Below are 13913 nucleotides of genomic sequence, written 5' to 3' on the forward strand. Positions count from 1 at the left end.
GGTATCTACCTGTACAAAGAAACGAAAGCAAACCTCCATGTGCAGTTTTGCGGCTGTACATGGAGGTTTGCTTTCATCAAAAAAGTCAGGATTCAGACGCTTTTGTAAGAGCAATGGAATGGTCAACGATACTCAGAATCTGTTGAATCTGTGATGGCGAAAGGGAAGCGATGGCATCGGAAAAGTGCTGAACAGCAACAGCGTTTGAAAGTGCGACACTATTATCGAGAAATAATTCTACAATGTTGATTTCAAGGCCGGTGCTGATGCGTTCCAAAGTATAAAGGGTGGGGCAGCGCAGGCCACGTTCAATATGCCCCAAAAAGGCGGCATTCATATCACATTTCAGTGCTAATGCTTCGAGACTCAGACCGCGCTGTTTGCGAATGGAGCGGATCCGCTGGCCTACTTGCAAGGAAAGTGCCTGACGTTCTATTGCGGAATTTTTCAAAATCGTCACTCCCTTGCTATCAAAAAGTATTATCCTTGAGTTAAGGATACACAGGAATGATTGTCAGTTCAATGTTCTATAAATATCAAAAATAATATCAAATGATATTGATTGAGCTGCGAATGTGTGATAGAATGAAAAAAAAAACGGGCAGATGTCCGATGAACTCAAACAAAGGAGAGATATTATGGAACGAAAAAAGAAAATCATTGTGGCTGTGGCGGCTGTGCTGGTGCTGATGGTGGGGCTTATGGCATGGAAAAAATCTGAAACAAAGCTTTCAGGCAGATACAAGACGGATCAATCTACGCAATACATTTATATGCTCCCGGAAGAATTTGTTTTTGAAAACGGATATTGCGATATCGGAAGTTTTACCTGCACCTATGAATATAAAAATGGAACGCTCTATTTTTATTGGGGTAATGCGGTATGGGCGAGCTTCAAATGCACGATCAATGGAAATAAAATTGTAGTGGACAATAACGGCGAATATATCACTTATTATAAACAGTGAGGGGAAATTTATGAAAAAGCTTAAAATTATACAAATCAGCATGATGCTGATTGCTTTGTGCTTTTGCACATCTTGCAGCGGTTCGAAACAAATGCCGAATGATCTGCTAAAAACGGCAATCCAGAACGAGGATGGAAATTACGGCGAATACGGTTTGGAACTCAAAGATTTTTCTGTAAAAGACCGAAACTACGACAGCAATTATAAAACAGAGAGCGTGACCGTAGAAGTCCGGGCAGAAAATGCGGATTCTGCCTATGAAGTGGCGTATGCCGTTGTGGGCAGTCGCCAGAATGGCGACTGGGATGTAACCAGTGTGCAGGAAATGGACACAACCGTATTACCGAAAGAATCACTGTCGCAAGGTATTGTGGATTCTGATGTAGCGCAACTTTTGCAGGAAAAGGAAAATGTGCGATACTATCTGACGCCAGGATATTGTGGATATAGCAATGCGCTAGAACAGGACATAACGGTAGATGTACAGCTTTGTTCGGATACACAGTATATGAGTGCGACTAGAGACTACCAGCTTTTTTATCAGTATACTTTGGATGGATGGGAACTGGTCGGGAAAAATGAAGATGATGTAAAGGTTCAGATCACAGATGATTTGTGCGGAACCTGGGTCGCTTCGAATGGAGAAGATTCCTACAAATTTGTGATCGACCATATTGAAGGTGATACAGCGTATGTGAAATATCAAGCGCAGTTCCGAATGCCACAATATGGCTGGAGTTCTAGAATGATTTCCAGAGGATATGATACATTAACGCCGGTTCCGGTCTCTGTGGTATATGAAGATTGGAAATCGGATTATTACGGGATAGAGATCGTTTTTGAAAAAACAAGATATGCAGAGTACTCCAGTGAAGACACGTTTGACTCTTTCTGGAGCAATCCGATGACAGTTGGAATTTATGTTTTTCCGGATCATTGCCCACAAAGAACATACGCCAACGGAACAGTCGAAGATGGCAAATCTTATGTTCTGACTGATATCAATATGTCTGATGCAACGAGACCTGTGAATGGAACTTATATTCTGACCAAGCAGTAATAGTAAAGGATATCTGCCGATTTTATTTGCGGCAGAGGCCCAGAAGTGTGTCTTGGAAAATGATTTCTTGAAGCTGGACGCGAAGGCCGGGGATAACCTCGGCCTTCATTTTTTGATGTTATTTGGTGTAAAACCAGAAAACTTGCAGAAATTGAAAATTTATGATTGACAAAGCCCCCGCCGTGCGGTATAATAACCAACGTCGCCGGGAGCGAAACCCCGGCAGACCACATGAAATGTGCGGCCGTAGCTCATCTGGTAGAGCGCCACCTTGCCAAGGTGGAGGTAGCGAGTTCGAGCCTCGTCGGCCGCTCCATTTTGTGGAAGTTTAGCTCAGCTGGGAGAGCATCTGCCTTACAAGCAGAGGGTCAGCGGTTCGAGCCCGTTAACTTCCACCATGTGGCCCGGTAGCTCAGTTGGTTAGAGCACCAGCCTGTCACGCTGGGGGTCGTCGGTTCGAGCCCGATCCGGGTCGCTGCTGCTTCTCTGGAAGCAGCTTATATGCCTCTGTAGCTCAGTCGGTAGAGCAGGGGACTGAAAATCCCCGTGTCATTGGTTCGATTCCGATCGGAGGCACTTTATATGCGGCCGTAGCTCATCTGGTAGAGCGCCACCTTGCCAAGGTGGAGGTAGCGAGTTCGAGCCTCGTCGGCCGCTCCAGACAAAACAAGCCACTGCAAAACATGATTCGTCGTGTGATGCAGCGGCTTTTTTGTACGTTGAAAGCTTTTTTGGAATTGGAAAAGGAGGGAAAAACGCAGTGATATTCGGCAAGTACATCAACCGGTATTACCTCAAGCATGCTCCCGTACTGCTGCTGGGCCTTGCCGCCCTGCTGACGGTGGATTACATCCAGCTTTTGATCCCGCAGCTCTACCGGCTGGTCATCAACGGGGTGAACCTTGGCCAGGTGGTGGTGAACGGTGAGACGCTGCCCTTTACCAAGGAAGTGCTGCTGCAGCACATCTGCCTGCCCATGATCTGGATCGTGGTGCTGATGGTCATTGGACGCTTTTTGTGGCGCATCTGTTTCTTCGGCTCGGCGGTGCGGGTCGCGGCAGACCTGCGGGAGCGGATGTTCGACCACAGCCGCAGGCTGTCCCAGCAGTACTATCAGGTGAACAAGGTCGGCAACCTGATGAGCCTGTACACCAACGACCTGGACACCATTCAGGAGTGCTTCGGCGACGGCGTGCTGATGTTCTTCGACGCGCTGACCCTGGGTCTGCTGGCCCTTTATAAGATGTGGACCATGGATGTGCGGCTGACCCTGCTGGCCCTGATCCCGGCGCTGATCATGTTTGCCATCGGCACCCAGATGAGCAAGGTGATGACCCGGCGCTGGGAGGAGCGGCAGCAGGCCTTCTCCGGTCTTTCCGATTTCGCGCAGGAGAACTTTTCCGGCATTGCGGTCATCAAGGCCTTTGTCAAGGAGTACAAGGAACTGCAGGCCTTCCGGAAGCTGAACAAGGAAAACGAGGAGATCAACGTGACCTACACGAAGATCGCCACCCTGCTGGAGGTGCTGGTGACCCTGTTCGTGGAGTCCGTGATCTGCATCATTCTGGGTTACGGCGGCTATCTGGTCTATCAGGGTCGATTCAACGCCGGCCAGCTGGTGGAGTATATCGGCTACTTTGAGGCCATCGTCTGGCCCATCATGGCTGTGTCCATGCTGATCGAAAAGACCAGCCGCGGCAGGGCCTCCCTGAACCGCATCACTGAGCTGCTGGATGCCCCCATCGATGTGGCCGACCGCCCCGGCGTGGCCGACCTGACCGACCCCAAAGGCGGCATCGAGTTCCGCCACCTGAACTTCCGCTACCCGGACGGCGAGTACGATGTGCTGCGGGATATCTCCTTTACCATTGCGCCCGGCGAGAGCGTGGGCATCGTGGGCAAGACCGGTGCGGGCAAGACCGCCCTAGTGGACCTGCTGCTGCGCACCTATAATGTGCCGGACGGAACCCTGTTCGTGGACGGCAGGGATGTGAACAGCCTCTCCATCCACTCGGTGCGCAATGCCTGTGCCTACGTTCCGCAGGATAATTTCCTGTTCTCGGACACCATCGCCCACAACATTGCCTTTGGTGTGGACGATGCCACCCCCGAGGACATCGAGCGGGCGGCAAGCATGGCCGATGTGCGGGATAATATCGTGGATTTCAAGGACGGCTACGAGACCGTTCTGGGCGAGCGCGGCGTGACGGTGTCCGGTGGTCAGAAGCAGCGCATCTCTATCGCCCGCGCCCTGCTCAAGGACGCGCCCATCCTGATCCTGGATGACTCCGTCTCGGCGGTGGATACCAGCACCGAGAAGATCATTCTGGACAACCTCAAGAACAGCCGGGCAGGCAAGACCACCCTGCTCATTGCCCACCGCATTTCCACGGTGGAGCGGCTGGATAAGATCGTATTCCTCAACGAGGGCCGGGTGGAAGCCGTCGGGCCCCACGATCAGCTGTATGCTTCCTGCCCGGAGTACCGCCGGATGGTCGATCTGCAGCGGCTGGAGGATGAGACGAAGGGAGGCGAAAACGCATGATGCATCTGAATCCATTGGTTCTGGTGGGCGCTGTCATCGGCGTGATCACCGCCCTGCTGGTGGCAGCCTATGCCGCCGTCAAGGACAAAAAGACCGCCATGGGCTTTGAGCGCAACATGGAGGACGGCGAGATCATGCGCCGCCTTGCCCGCTATGCCCGGCCCTACCTGAGCAAATTCCTCATTGTGGGCGTGCTGATGCTCTTCTCCATTGCCTACGATATCATTTCACCCCTCATCGTGGGCCGCATCGAGGAGCTGGTGGCCGGGGAGTTTGAACTCCGCGCCCTCTTCCTGGGCGTGTCAGTGTATGCAGGCGTGCTGGTGTTCTCTATGGGCAGCACTTACCTGCAGGCCGTGATTTTGCAGCGGGTGGGCCAGCGCATCATCTCCGATCTGCGCGAGGATCTGTTCAGCCACATTGAATCTTTGGCACACGAGCAGCTCAACGAGATCCCGGTGGGCAAGCTGGTCACCCGAGTGACCAACGATACCAACGCCATCTCCATGATGTTCACCAACCTCTTGGTCCAGCTGACCAAGAACAGCTTTGTCATTCTGGGCATTCTGGTGGCCATGCTCTGCCTGAACTACGAGCTGACGTTGATGGTGCTCTGCTTTGTGCCCTTCATCGTGATCTTCACGGTCATCTTCCGCAAGTTCTCCCGCCGCGCCAACCGCAAGCTCAAGAACGCGACCACCGATATCAATACCTATCTGTCAGAAAACCTGTCCGGCATCAAGGTCACCCAGATCTTTGGCCGGGAGGACGAAAAGATGGAGGACTTCCGCCAAAAGAGCCAGAAGCTGGCCCGGGCCAATCAGGAGCAGATCTTCGTGTTCAGCGTGTTCCGTCCGCTGGTGTATATGCTCTATGTCAGCTCGATCCTGTGCCTGTTCTATCTGGGCGGCATGGGTCACCTGAACAACGTCAGCTTTCTGGGTCAGACCATTTCCAGCGGTACCATCGTCACCTTTTATATGTACATCTCCAAGTTCTTCACCCCCATCCAGAACCTGGCCGAACAGTTCAACTGGCTGCAGTCGGCGCTGGCATCGGCAGAAAAGGTGTTCTCCATCATGGACATCCAGCCCAAGATGCAGGATGCCCCCGATGCCATTGAGCTGGACGAGGTGAAGGGCGAGATCGAGTTCCGGGACGTGTGGTTCAGCTACGTTCCCGGCGAGTGGGTGCTGCAGGGCGTTTCCTTCCATGTGGATGCCCGCCAGACGGTGGCCTTTGTGGGTTCCACCGGCTCCGGCAAGAGCACCATCCTCTCCCTGATCTGCCGGAACTACGAGTTCCAGAAGGGCCAGATCCTGATCGACGGTATCGACATCCGCAAGATCAAGATCTCCTCCCTGCGCAGGCACTTCGGCCAGATGCTGCAGGATGTGTTCCTGTTCTCGGGTACCATCCGTTCCAACATCGTTCTGCGGGAAGAGGGTATCCCCGACAGCGAGATCATGGAGGTCTGCCGCTACGTCAACGCCGACAAGTTCATCAACAAGCTGGACCACGGGCTGGACGAAGAGGTGCGTGAGCGCGGCAACAACTTCTCCGCCGGGCAGCGGCAGCTGCTCAGCTTTGCCCGCACCATCATCCATAAGCCCAGCGTGATGATCCTGGACGAAGCTACTGCCAACATCGACACCGAGACCGAGCTGCTGATTCAGGATTCGCTGGAAAAGATGCGTACCGTGGGCACCATGCTCATTGTGGCCCACCGGCTGTCCACCATCCAGCATGCGGACAACATCATCGTGCTGTCCCACGGTAAAATTCTGGAGCAGGGCACCCACCAGCAGCTGCTGGCCCGGCATGGCCGCTACTACCAGCTGTACACCCTGCAATACCACAAGGCGCAGCTGAACGCAGCCGAATAAACGCAGACAGAAAGGCCGCTGACCTGAGATGGGTCAGCGGCCTTTTCTGTCTGCACCGGGGGTGGAGTTGTCCGCTTCCGGATCGTCGAGGGAGCACAATTAACACTTGCAAAACAGGTGCATCGCTCGTATAATAGAATATGGTAAAATAATAAAAAAGAGAAATGGAAAGGAGGGGCCACAGGATGCAGTGGAGCGATGCGCTCGGCTACGAAGAAGTGATGACCTTTCTGCGCAGTACACCGGCGAACCTCTTTTTCAAGGATACGGAATGCCGTTATCTTTTTATTTCGGACGTTAGGACTTTCTTCCCCTACGGAGAAGGGCAGGAAGAGGATGTGCTGGGCAAGACAGATCTGGAGATCTGGAGCAGCGAGGAACAGGCCCGCTTTTATTATGAGCAGGACCAGAAGGTGCTTGCCACCGGCAAGGGAACCAGCTTTATCACCGAGGTGCCCCGGGAGGATGGGACGGCATACTATCAGATCAAAAAGAACCCCGTTGTGCTGGAGGGAAAGATCATCGGCATCGTGGGGCTTATTGGTGATATCACGGAGCGGGTGCGGCTGGAAAAACAGGCCGAGAACTGGGCCATCCACGATGAACTGACCGGTCTGTATAACCGCAACTACCTGAAGGTAAAGGGTGCCGAGCAGCTGAAGGGAGCCATCATGCCCATCACGATCATTATGGGCGACTGCAATTACCTGAAGCGTGTGAATGATGCCTACGGCCACGAGTACGGCGACCTGCTGCTCAAGCGGGTGGGCCGGGTGATCCGGGAAAACCTGCCGCCTGAGAGCGTGGCCCTGCGGATGGGCGGCGATGAATTCCTCATTGCCTGCAGCCACTTCTCTGCAGAAGAGGCCGAACAGCTGATCGAGAGGCTGCACGGGGAGCTGGCCCGCCAGAGCGACGACCGCCTCAAGCTGGATGTTGCCTTTGGATACCACACTGTGACAGAAGGCCCTTTTGATTATACCGCAGTCTACCATGCTGCCGACCGGGATATGTACCGGAACAAGCGCAAAAACCGCTGATCATACGGACGAAAAAACAGCCTCAGCCCGATCTCCCAAGGGCTGAGGCTGTTTTGGTGATCTGTTACATCAGGGCGGTGAGTACCAGCGCGCAGAGAGGGAAAACGCCATCTGCGGCGGCTTACAGGATCACATTTTTGATGAGCAGGGAAACGCTGCCGTCCGGATCGTGGAGGAACTCCAGCTCGGAATCGGAGTTCAGCAGCTCGGTGGGGATCTTGACCTCGATGCCGTTGGCGGTGCGGATGCTCCGGCTCTCCATCCGGCGGATGCGGGCAGGGGTCACGGTGACAGGGGCGGCTGCCTCTTCCAGCACCTCGCTCTTCTCCACATAGTCATCAAAGGGCACCGCGGCCAGCGGGTATTCCTCGGCCAGCTGCTGGCGCACCTGTTCCACCGATACCTGATTGTCGTTGTCGGCAGCCTGGTTGGCAATGAGCATGGCTACCTGCGCGTCGGCATGAGGCTCGTCCTCATAGGCATCCTTCACAGCCTGTGCGGCGGCCTCCTGAATGGCCTGCAGCTTCTTTTTCTCGGGCTCGGCCTGGGTATACTGGAACACAACAGAGGAGAGGTAGAACTCCTTATGGCCGTCGATGTCGTATTTCTTTTCCAGCAGGCGCATGGAGTAGTCCGTCAGGTTGACAAGCGCACCCTCCTCCACCTTGCCGCTCTGGGTGGGCAGGCAGGCCCGCTGCTGGATGATGGAGTTGACCGGGGCACCTTCCACGGTCTCGGTGTAGTGGGTGTAGCCGTTTTTATAGTTCAGCTTGAGGATGCCCAGCCAGGGCGCGCCGTCCCGGGTGAAATCCACCACGGCCAGGTCCGCCCCGGGGATGGTGGTGTGGGCGTGCATGTAATCGAACAGCACCCCCGCAATGCGGCAGGACAGATCAATGAAATCCTGATTGTGTTCCAGCTCGTTCCGGAAAGCCGAATCCGGCAGGGGGCGGCACTGGCGGATCTCATCGCTGGCCAGCAGCTTTTCGATATGATTCTGTAAGTAGGCGGTCTTTTCGGCAGTCAGCTCCATGCCGCCGCCGCTGAGCACCGGCGCGTCCAGCGTGGTGTCCAGCACATGCAAAATTGCCTGATGGATGATGATCTCCATGGGTCAAAACCTCATTTCCCGGGTGATTGTGATGTTCCTGCCCAGTATAGCACATCCGGAACAAAAAGGCGAGAGGGAGCGCAAAGGCTTGTCAACTGCCGCCTGAGATGCTACAATGGGGCTGACCAAACATCCGGACAAGCCGAAAGGGGAGTGTGTTATGGAATTTCGGGACAAACCGATGCAGAACCTCATCCGCATCAAGGAAAAGGAGATCTGCAAAAATGTGCAGGAGCTGCTGCTGGACGGTGAGCAGATCGTGGGCGCTTACAAGACCGTGCGCGATCAGGCTGTGTTCACCACCCACCGCATTTTTATGGTGGATATGCAGGGGATGACCGGTACCCGGCAGGAGATCTTTGTGCTGCCCTACCGCAAGATCCTGCATTACGGCATCAAGACGGCAGGCTTCGGTGACCCGCTGCAGACCTCGGAGCTGACGGTCTGCTTTGCGGATGAGCACGAGGCAAAGTTCGGCTTCATCGGGCAGGATGAGCTGCTGGCGGTGGCACGGGCCATCAGCCGGTGCATCCTGTAACAGAACAAACGTAAAACGCCCGCTCCGGCTTCTGACCCCGGAGCGGGCGTTTTACATTGCTGTAATATGCGAAAAAAGGAGAATGTCGAAGGGTCAGCAGGCGGCGCGCTCTCTGCGGCCGGCCTCAAGCATGTAGTGCAGAAAGCCGGTGACATCAGCAGGGTCGGTGACAGAGATGTCAAAGCCCTTGGAGGGAGCGTCCATCATCTGGAACAGCTCGGTGGCGGCGCTGTCCTTTTTCAGGTCACAGGTCTCGCCATTGGCCAGGTGCAGGAGCACACTGCCGCGGCTGGCGGCTACCTGCTGCATGAAACGGTCTTTATCAAGATACTGGATGCGAAGCATAAAAATACCTCCCACAAAGAAATGTTTTATTCTGGAAGAGTCTCCCGGGCCAGGCTGCCCGTGGGGAACGCTTCTCGGGAACCGGATCAAGCCGCGCCGGGGGTTGTTTTCCGCCCCCTGCGGTGTTATACTGTGCTTGCTGGTTCTGATGAAATAATACCACGAAACCGGCACGATAGATAGAACAAAAACACCCGATTTGTACAACAAAATCGGCATTGACAAAAAATATTCAAAGTATTGCGGAAAGGAATTGTTCAATATGGCGTTTCAGACAAGCTGTGTCTCTGCTGCCAATATCGTTACCGGGCTGACCTTCCAGCAGGATGTTGTGGCCGATGCCGAGGGGCGGGAAATGGTCCAGCATGGCAGCGCCCTGTTCCCCATTGCCTGCTACGCGGAGAACCTGAAAAGCTATTCGGTGGCCTGGCACTGGCACGAGGAGTTTGAGTACATTCTGGCCATGAAAGGCCCCCTGACGGTGGACGTGAACAAGACCCGGGTGACCCTGCAGACGAATCAGGGCGTGTTCCTGAACTCCGGCATCCTCCACGCGGTGGAGCAGGCGGAAAAAGGGGAGGCCCTGCTTCACTCGGGTGTGTTCCATCCCCGGCTGGTGGGTGGAATGGACACCATCTTCTGGCAGAAGCTCATCCGACCCATGCTCCAGCCGGATGCCCCGGCGTTTTTTCTGCTGGATGAGGCTGTGCCCTGGCAGGCGCAGGTGCTTGCCTGCCTGCGGGAAGCCTGGCAGGCGGTTGCCGTGGAGCCCTTTGATTACGAGAACCGGGTGCGTTACTATCTCTCTGCGGCGCTGCGGCTGCTGAGCACCCAGTGCGTGGGCGGCAAGACCAAGGTCTCCCAGCAGGAGCAGATCGCCGCCGAGCGGATGAAGCAGATGCTCCGCTTTGTGGAGGAGCACTATGCCGAGGAGCTGACCGTGGAACGCATCGCGGCCAGCGTGGCCCTGAGCGAGAGCGCCTGCCTGCGCAGCTTCCGGCAGATGCTGGGCATCACGCCCATCCAGTATGTCAAGCAGTTCCGGGTGGAAAAGGCCGCCGAGCTGCTCCGCTCCACCCGGCTCAAGACGGGCGAGATCGGGATGGAGTGCGGCTTTGCAGATGGCAGCTACTTCATTAAGACCTTCCGGGAGATCAAGCACTGCACACCCAAGGAATACCGCGCAAAATTCTGCTGAAATGTCTGAGATAGGAATAGGAGAAAATGATCCCCATGCAGCACAGTCTGACCCAAGGCCCCATTACAAAGAATATCCTGCTGTTTGCCACGCCGCTGGGTGTTACCGGCATCTGGCTCAGTGTGCCCATCGGCTGGGCACTGGCAGATGCCATCGGCATTGGGTATTATTTGAAGAAGAGAGCATAAAATATCCCCCGCTGCAAAGCGTGTTTTGGCACGTCTGCAGCGGGGGATATGTTTTTCTATTGGAGCTTGAGATGATCCGGATGGGGCTTATTCCCCCACGGCGGGGACGTTCTGCATCGTCCAGAGGAGCTTCTGGACATCCACGCTGCCCATGTGGGTGGGCTCCTCACCCAAACGGAGAAAATCGGTCTGCTGGGCGGTAACAGTCTGCCACTGGGGCAGGTCTGCGCCGTTGGGGTCACCTGTTCTGGCAAAGTTGGTCAGGTAATCCACCATCTGAGCGCTAAGGGCGGTGTCCTTCTCAGTGAAGGGCCGCCAGCAGTGAGCCAGCGTGCCGAACCAGTACCACAGGTCGCTGGAATGCCAGGCACCACGGTCATCACCGGGGAGCTGGCGGTCGAAGAACCAGCTGTAGCTGTCGGCGTTCCGGGCGCACCAGTCCTGAGCCATCTGGTAGAGGTAGGGCGGAACGATATCCTCGCTGGTAAAGCCGATGAGGTAAGGGATATGGTGCTGTTCGTCGGCAGCCAGCGTCTCGGGGCCGGTCTTGACCTGGAAACGGCCATCCACCACGGGCTCACAGCCCAGACCCTTGAACTGGGGCTGGGTGCGGACGGCATCCCAGGCTGCAAACAGCTGGGCGGGGGCGAGGGCACGGAACTCGGCCAGCGTGCTGCACCCGGCGGTCTCCATGACCTGCTTCCAGAACGGGTAGTGGGTCTCAGCGGGCTTGGCCGTCAGCATCTGGCTCACGCCGCCGCCGCTGCTCATCACAGCCTTGGAGAACAGCCCCCTGGTGATGGGGGAGAGGACGAGCTGCTGGACGCTCATGGCACCGGCGCTCTGGCCCATGATGGTGATGTTGTTGGCATCACCGCCAAAGGCAGCGATGTTGGCGCGCACCCACTGCAGGGCCGCCAGCTGATCCAGAAGGGCATAGTTGCCGGTGGATCCGGCCTCATCAGCCAGCGCGGGCAGGCAGACAAAGCCCATGGGGCCGAGCCGGTAGTTGATGGTCACAGCCACGCAGCCTTTGGTGGGCCAGACGGGGCCGCCGAAGTGCTTCTCGTGGCCGCAGCCGCCGGTAAAGCCGCCGCCGTGAATGTAGAAGATGACCGGCAGTCTGTCCCCGGGAGCTGTATCGGCAGGAGCCCAGATGTTCAGGAACAGGCAGTCCTCGCTATAAGTGTAAGTCTCGCCCTTGCGGAACTCGTTGTAGTAGAAGGCTTTTCCGGGTGCGGCGGCTTCGTCATAGAAGGCGCGGGGCTGGTAACAGCAGGCACCGTACCGGGTGGCATCGTAGACACCGTCCCAGTGGGTGACGGGGACGGGGAACTCCCACCGCCCGGCGGTGGCGTAGCGGATGCCCTTGTAAGCGGCAACGCCCGGCCACTGGCAGGCCGTGCCGGAGATCACGCCGCAGGACGTAGTGCGCTCAAAGCTCATGGGGGAAACCTCCTTGTCTTACTCCGCCGCTTTCAGGCCCCGGATGTCCTCGCCCGCAAACAGGCAGGGGACAAAGGAGGAAAGGCGGCTGGAGATCTTTTCGGTGTATCGCTTTTCCAGCAGGGAACCATCCGCAATGTTGGTGGTGACGATGGTGGGCAGACCGGCTCCCAGGCGGTTGTTCAGCAGGCTGTAAAAAGTGGTGATGAAGTAGGGGGTGACGAATTCGGTGCCCAGATCGTCCAGGATCAGCAGGTCGGCGGCTGAGGCGGTGCGCAGCAGGGTCTCGGCATCCTCGGAGGAGTCGAAGCGGGCGTTTTCCAGCTTGCCGAAGAAGTCCGGGCTGGAAACGTAGATCACGTCAAAATCCTTTTGCAGCACGATGCCCGCAATGGCAAGGGCGGCGTGGGTCTTGCCCAGCCCCGCGTTGCCAAAAAGCATCAGGCTTTCGCTGTTGTGGTCGAATTCCTCAGCGTAGCTGCGCAGATCCTCCAGCAGGCCGCCCATGTAGGTGCGGACAGGCTCGCCCAGCTTCTCGTCCATGGTGTTAGGGTAGTACCGCAGCTCCATGGTGTCAAAACTGGAAATGGACAGGCTGGACAGCGCCTCGATCTCCTCCCGCCGCAGACCCTGCATCAGCTTGTGAACGCAGGTGCAGGTGCGGCCCTGCACGCTGCCGGTATCCTGGCACAGCTTGCAGGTGAATTTTGGCTCCAGTGCATCCGCAGGGCGGCCGCTGGCGGCCAGCAAGGCGGTGAGCTCCTGCCGGGCTTTGCTCAGTGCGGCGGCGGCTTCGGTGCGGTCTTTTCCGGCAGCGCCTGCCAGCGCGCAGCGGATGCCCCGCACCCGCACCTCGTCCTCAGCGTGGCGCAGGGCCGGGATGGCGGCCTCCGCCTCCAGCCGGGCATCCTCGGCATTGGCGCGGGCGGTCTGCCGCCGCAGAGCCACCGTGCGCAGGGCGGCTTGATACAGTTCCTGTTTGGTACGCATAAAAGCTCCTTATTCTGCAGGCGTGTCCGTCTTTTTGCGGAGCGGACGGCGGCGGGCAGCGTTCTTGAGAAAATCGTTTCCGCTGGGTTCGGCGCGGTCCACCCGGAGGTTCCGGCTGGCACCCATCCCGGCCACCGGGCCCCGCACATCGTGGACGGTGCGCAGGCCCTTGGCGTTCCAGGTCTTGAGGATGCTGTTCCAGTACCAGAGATCCCGCTTGGGGCCGGCCTGTACGGCGGCCTCCTGCACCATGGCATCATCGTAGCCGTAGACCTCGTACCAGCGGGCAATGGCCTTGCGCCCGCCAAGGGTCAGCTCGGTGTCGGCAATGCCCAGCAGGCCGCTGACGTATTGCTCCCGCTGGGCGCGCAGGGCCAGCAGCTGGAGGTGTGCGTCGGCCTGTTCGCCGGTCTCCACACCCTCGGCCCGCCAGACCTTCAATTCGTGGCTGACGGCACCCATCGTCCGCTTGCCCCGGCTGGCCACATAGGCCACGCAGAGCATGACGGTCTCGGGTGCAAAGGCCTCCTGCACATAGAAGTTTACCAGCTTTTCCATTTCGGGGTGGGTCAGCGGGCGGGCAAAGCTGGTCTGGGCG

Annotated in this window: 14 protein-coding genes and 5 tRNA genes; 13 read left to right on the plus strand and 6 right to left on the minus strand. The window is 56.8% G+C overall.

The annotated features are described in order from the left end of the window. Positions 1-85: 85 nt before the first annotated feature. Positions 86-451, minus strand: a complete 366-nt coding sequence (locus J3351_RS02445) for a helix-turn-helix domain-containing protein (protein ID WP_207697049.1) — start codon at positions 449-451, stop codon at positions 86-88. A gap of 187 nt (positions 452-638) precedes the next feature. Between J3351_RS02445 and J3351_RS02450 the strand changes: the two genes are divergently transcribed. The 10 genes from J3351_RS02450 to J3351_RS02495 all read left to right on the plus strand — a co-directional run bounded on the left by J3351_RS02450 (position 639) and on the right by J3351_RS02495 (position 7499). After that, positions 639-968: a hypothetical protein gene (locus J3351_RS02450; protein ID WP_156073247.1), complete on the plus strand. Its 330-nt coding sequence runs from the start codon at positions 639-641 to the stop codon at positions 966-968. A 10-nt stretch (positions 969-978) separates the two neighbouring features. Next, on the plus strand, positions 979-2028 hold the full coding sequence (locus J3351_RS02455) for a hypothetical protein (RefSeq protein ID WP_207697050.1): 1050 nt from the start codon (positions 979-981) through the stop codon (positions 2026-2028). A 240-nt stretch (positions 2029-2268) separates the two neighbouring features. Beyond that, positions 2269-2344: transfer RNA gene (locus J3351_RS02460), tRNA-Gly, on the plus strand. Positions 2345-2350: 6 nt separating this feature from the next. After that, positions 2351-2426 (plus strand) — tRNA-Val (locus J3351_RS02465). Positions 2427-2429: 3 nt separating this feature from the next. Then, positions 2430-2503 (plus strand) — tRNA-Asp (locus J3351_RS02470). Between the two features lie 28 nt (positions 2504-2531). After that, positions 2532-2604, plus strand: a tRNA-Phe gene (locus tag J3351_RS02475). Positions 2605-2612: 8 nt separating this feature from the next. After that, a tRNA-Gly gene (locus J3351_RS02480) sits at positions 2613-2688 on the plus strand. A 100-nt stretch (positions 2689-2788) separates the two neighbouring features. Further along, the gene (locus J3351_RS02485) at positions 2789-4573 is read left to right on the plus strand and encodes an ABC transporter ATP-binding protein (RefSeq protein WP_207697051.1); all 1785 of its coding nucleotides are present in this window, start codon (positions 2789-2791) and stop codon (positions 4571-4573) included. Continuing rightward, positions 4570-6459: an ABC transporter ATP-binding protein gene (locus tag J3351_RS02490; protein WP_207697052.1), complete on the plus strand. Its 1890-nt coding sequence runs from the start codon at positions 4570-4572 to the stop codon at positions 6457-6459. Before J3351_RS02485 ends, J3351_RS02490 begins: the two co-directional genes overlap by 4 nt. Before the next feature lie 185 nt (positions 6460-6644). Next, on the plus strand, positions 6645-7499 hold the full coding sequence (locus tag J3351_RS02495; RefSeq protein WP_242651562.1) for a GGDEF domain-containing protein: 855 nt from the start codon (positions 6645-6647) through the stop codon (positions 7497-7499). Positions 7500-7620: 121 nt separating this feature from the next. Here the strand turns inward: J3351_RS02495 and J3351_RS02500 are convergent, their stop codons facing one another. Next, the gene (locus tag J3351_RS02500) at positions 7621-8610 is read right to left on the minus strand and encodes a nucleoid-associated protein (RefSeq protein ID WP_005932044.1); all 990 of its coding nucleotides are present in this window, start codon (positions 8608-8610) and stop codon (positions 7621-7623) included. A gap of 160 nt (positions 8611-8770) precedes the next feature. On the opposite strand from J3351_RS02500, the gene J3351_RS02505 reads away from it, so the two are divergent. After that, positions 8771-9148, plus strand: coding sequence for a PH domain-containing protein (locus J3351_RS02505; RefSeq protein WP_035393789.1), 378 nt, complete (start codon positions 8771-8773; stop codon positions 9146-9148). 93 nt (positions 9149-9241) lie between these two features. On the opposite strand, the gene J3351_RS02510 is transcribed toward J3351_RS02505, so the two are convergent. After that, the gene (locus tag J3351_RS02510; RefSeq protein ID WP_097786533.1) at positions 9242-9493 is read right to left on the minus strand and encodes a hypothetical protein; all 252 of its coding nucleotides are present in this window, start codon (positions 9491-9493) and stop codon (positions 9242-9244) included. 262 nt (positions 9494-9755) lie between these two features. Here J3351_RS02510 and J3351_RS02515 point away from each other — a divergent pair, with 262 nt between their 5' ends. Both J3351_RS02515 and J3351_RS02520 read left to right on the plus strand, forming a co-directional pair. After that, positions 9756-10691 carry a helix-turn-helix domain-containing protein gene (locus J3351_RS02515; protein ID WP_035393784.1) on the plus strand — a complete coding sequence of 312 codons (936 nt, stop codon included), beginning with the start codon at positions 9756-9758 and terminating at the stop codon, positions 10689-10691. 35 nt (positions 10692-10726) lie between these two features. Continuing rightward, positions 10727-10879 (plus strand): hypothetical protein, encoded by a 153-nt coding sequence (locus J3351_RS02520; RefSeq protein WP_207697066.1) that lies wholly within the window; start codon positions 10727-10729, stop codon positions 10877-10879. Positions 10880-10966: 87 nt separating this feature from the next. Here the strand turns inward: J3351_RS02520 and J3351_RS02525 are convergent, their stop codons facing one another. The 3 genes from J3351_RS02525 to J3351_RS02535 all read right to left on the minus strand — a co-directional run. Further along, on the minus strand, positions 10967-12325 hold the full coding sequence (locus J3351_RS02525) for a carboxylesterase/lipase family protein (RefSeq protein ID WP_207697053.1): 1359 nt from the start codon (positions 12323-12325) through the stop codon (positions 10967-10969). A gap of 18 nt (positions 12326-12343) precedes the next feature. Beyond that, positions 12344-13315: an ATP-binding protein gene (locus J3351_RS02530; protein ID WP_005932028.1), complete on the minus strand. Its 972-nt coding sequence runs from the start codon at positions 13313-13315 to the stop codon at positions 12344-12346. 9 nt (positions 13316-13324) lie between these two features. Further along, the coding region (locus tag J3351_RS02535; RefSeq protein ID WP_207697054.1) for a DnaD domain-containing protein at positions 13325-13913 on the minus strand (589 nt) is incomplete at its 5' end.

Source organism: Faecalibacterium sp. Marseille-Q0746 (assembly GCF_017377595.1).
Classification (GTDB): Bacteria; Bacillota; Clostridia; order Oscillospirales; family Ruminococcaceae; genus Faecalibacterium; species Faecalibacterium duncaniae.

Excerpts from the sequence above, each read along its gene's own strand:
- J3351_RS02450 (WP_156073247.1), top strand. The coding sequence starts at position 639 with ATGGAACGAAAAAAGAAAATCATTGTGGCTGTGGCGGCTGTGCTGGTG.
- J3351_RS02455 (WP_207697050.1), top strand. The coding sequence starts at position 979 with ATGAAAAAGCTTAAAATTATACAAATCAGCATGATGCTGATTGCTTTG.
- J3351_RS02490 (WP_207697052.1), top strand. The coding sequence starts at position 4,570 with ATGATGCATCTGAATCCATTGGTTCTGGTGGGCGCTGTCATCGGCGTG.
- J3351_RS02495 (WP_242651562.1), top strand. The coding sequence starts at position 6,645 with ATGCAGTGGAGCGATGCGCTCGGCTACGAAGAAGTGATGACCTTTCTG.
- J3351_RS02500 (WP_005932044.1), bottom strand. The coding sequence starts at position 8,610 with ATGGAGATCATCATCCATCAGGCAATTTTGCATGTGCTGGACACCACG.
- J3351_RS02505 (WP_035393789.1), top strand. The coding sequence starts at position 8,771 with ATGGAATTTCGGGACAAACCGATGCAGAACCTCATCCGCATCAAGGAA.
- J3351_RS02510 (WP_097786533.1), bottom strand. The coding sequence starts at position 9,493 with ATGCTTCGCATCCAGTATCTTGATAAAGACCGTTTCATGCAGCAGGTA.
- J3351_RS02515 (WP_035393784.1), top strand. The coding sequence starts at position 9,756 with ATGGCGTTTCAGACAAGCTGTGTCTCTGCTGCCAATATCGTTACCGGG.
- J3351_RS02520 (WP_207697066.1), top strand. The coding sequence starts at position 10,727 with ATGCAGCACAGTCTGACCCAAGGCCCCATTACAAAGAATATCCTGCTG.
- J3351_RS02525 (WP_207697053.1), bottom strand. The coding sequence starts at position 12,325 with ATGAGCTTTGAGCGCACTACGTCCTGCGGCGTGATCTCCGGCACGGCC.
- J3351_RS02530 (WP_005932028.1), bottom strand. The coding sequence starts at position 13,315 with ATGCGTACCAAACAGGAACTGTATCAAGCCGCCCTGCGCACGGTGGCT.